This is a genomic window from Psychrobacter sp. 1U2 (assembly GCF_051847575.1).
Genome location: NZ_JBPYDC010000159.1, coordinates 1 through 1,577, shown reverse-complemented (window position 1 = coordinate 1,577; position 1,577 = coordinate 1). Strand labels below are relative to the sequence as shown.

Below are 1,577 nucleotides of genomic sequence, written 5' to 3'. Positions count from 1 at the left end.
CTCACGGCATGGTAAACTCCACGCGTAGCAAGACCAAATAGGCATCGGCATGGCGCGGCCCGCGTTCGATGCGGGTAGGTTGCTTGAGCGTATCAGCGATGATACGCCTAGAGGAATGATCGTCCACGACAGAACCCGGCTTATCGGTTTACCAAACCTTTTTTATTGTTCGTGCTTTATTACTAATAGTGATAACAATTACAACTAATTTGAATTAAATTTAGATTTTTTGCAAAAAAAGCCAATTAGGGGTTGACGATATTCACCTCTATCGGTATTATACCGAGCCTTAAATGGCGATGTAGCTCAGCTGGTTAGAGCGCACGACTCATAATCGTGAGGTCGAGAGTTCAAGTCTCTCCATCGCCACCATCTATATAGCAGTAATGCGTAGTATGAATAAATCCAATCCTTTGTGGTTGGTTTTTTTTTGTCTAAAATAAGTCGTTAGACAGTGTCTGTATTAATGATACAAGCTCAATAAACAATCATTACTACTGCTATTTACTTGCCAATTTCTTGCTAAATCATAGCTTTATCTACCTACTCACAGATTATTTCTTGTAACTTATGCCCCTCTTACTTATCATAGGGGCTGTTTTTGGTGAAGTCCTGTAACGCTATGTCTGTACAATTGCCTCCTTATCGTCCTATTAAGCATCGCAGTGGCCTCAAAGTCATGGGCGCCGCATTCCATGCTTTACTGATGCGTGAGCTACAAACACGCTTTGGTGGTTATCGTTTGGGCTACCTGTGGGCACCGCTGGAAATCATATTCCAAGTTGCTATCTATTTAGTAATTTTTGGCGCTGTTATGACGCGTGTGCTACCAGGGATAGATTACATGCTATTTTTGGTTGCAGGTTTGGTGCCGTTTCGGATGATGAGTACGATAGCGACACGGTCTTTAGGAGCGGTAGAGGCCAACCAAGGCCTCTTAATGTACCGCTCTGTACGTCATATTGATGTTATCATTGCGCGCTCGTTTTTAGAGCTGGTTATTTACTTTTTTACCTTTGTACTTTTATTAGCAATATTGCTTTTTATTGGTATTCCTATTAGTTTTGCGCAGCTACATATAGTGCTGTTTTGTTGGATAACCTTATTTTTATTTGGTTTTGGTCTAGCAATGATTATGATGGTCGTCGGTTATTATGGTGGCGAAATTAGTAAAATTATCAGTTTAATTTTCACTATTTTATATTTTGCTTCTGGGATTATCTATTCTATTCATATTATTCCAGAACCTTACTTTAGCTATCTACTTTATAACCCTTTTATCCATAATATTGAATTAATGAGGCATGCTTTTGCGCCTAATTATCCAGCTTATCATATCGACATAACGTATTTTTTAAAGTGGACTGTCGTAGTCAATTTCTTAGGTTTATTGATGTATAAAGCAGTAGAAAGAGATTTGATACGGTCAAAGTAAAACATCTAATAACTCCTAAATATAGTGTTTTATAGGGATTAGTTCTAACTCATGGTAAGTAAATGATCGAGATAAAAAACGTTTCCAAGTCGTTTATGACTAAGCAAGGTCGGCATTATCTATTTAAAGACTTAAACCTGAC

Annotated in this window: 1 protein-coding gene, 1 tRNA gene and 1 other RNA gene; all 3 read left to right on the top strand. The window is 38.4% G+C overall.

The genetic code is table 11. The features are described from left to right. Positions 1 to 159: RNase P RNA component class A (gene rnpB / locus ACS8FD_RS14090), an RNA gene on the top strand; the annotation flags it as partial. A 136-nt stretch (positions 160 to 295) separates the two neighbouring features. Then, positions 296 to 372, top strand: a tRNA-Met gene (locus ACS8FD_RS14085). A 250-nt stretch (positions 373 to 622) separates the two neighbouring features. Next, on the top strand, positions 623 to 1,435 hold the full coding sequence (locus ACS8FD_RS14080; protein ID WP_439262752.1) for an ABC transporter permease: 813 nt from the start codon (positions 623 to 625) through the stop codon (positions 1,433 to 1,435). The last annotated feature ends 142 nt before the right edge of the window (positions 1,436 to 1,577 follow it).

Excerpts from the sequence above, each read along its gene's own strand:
- ACS8FD_RS14080 (WP_439262752.1), top strand. The coding sequence starts at position 623 with ATGTCTGTACAATTGCCTCCTTATCGTCCTATTAAGCATCGCAGTGGC.